Consider the following 887-nt stretch of genomic DNA (forward strand, 5'->3'; position numbering starts at 1 on the left):
CTATACTAAGGACTTGCATGATTTTAAAATTGAATTTGAAAATGTAACTTTTCAATATGCTTTTTTTGAAAAAAATATACTACAAAATTTAAACTTAGAGATTAATAGTGGCGAGTCGGTGGCTATTATAGGACCTTCAGGTTGTGGTAAATCCACCCTTTTTAATTTATTGTTAGGTGTTCACAAATTAGGAAATGGAAAAATTAAAATAGGTGATAAAGATATAGAAAATATAGATAATGATTTTTTAAGAAGTATAATTAGTACTGTTTTACAAGATGATATTCTTTTTGGAGGGTCAATAGGTGATAATATTTCATTTTATGATAATGAGGTAGATTATAATTTTATGGAGGAATGTGCCAGAATTGCATGTATACATGATGATATTCAAAAAATGCCAATGGGATATCATACGTTAGTTGGAGATATGGGTACGGTTTTATCAGGTGGACAAAAGCAAAGAGTATTACTTGCGAGAGCATTGTATAAAAAACCAAAAATTTTATTACTTGATGAGGCTACAAGCCACCTAGATGTAAAAAAAGAATATCATGTAAGTGAGAATATCAAATCTTTAAATATAACTAGAGTGATTATTGCACATAGACCAGAAACAATTATGACTGTAGATAGAGTATTATATATGGAAGGTGGTAAGATTACTAAAAATTTTAAACCATTAGAAGCAATTGAGTTTATGAAAGAAAAGATTTTGAATTAGGAAAATGCTATGCAATATTTACTATGCTTAAATAATTTTGAAAATGATGAGCTGTTAAATTTTAAAAAATGGATTTCTTCTAATTATTCAAATAATTTACATTTAAAGAGTGTTAAAAGAATTGATTTTCTTGCTACTAATCAGAATTTCATAAATAGATTTT

The 887-nt window shown here is 26.7% G+C and carries 1 protein-coding gene; it reads left to right on the plus strand.

What is annotated here, in order from left to right; genetic code table 11:
• Window positions 1-724, plus strand: a 724-nt coding sequence (locus HUN22_RS17335; protein ID WP_174731982.1) for an ATP-binding cassette domain-containing protein, incomplete at its 5' end; no start/stop codon positions are given.
• Between the last annotated feature and the right edge of the window lie 163 nt (window positions 725-887).

The organism is Acinetobacter lactucae (assembly GCF_013344765.1).
GTDB lineage: Bacteria > Pseudomonadota > Gammaproteobacteria > Pseudomonadales > Moraxellaceae > Acinetobacter > Acinetobacter lactucae_A.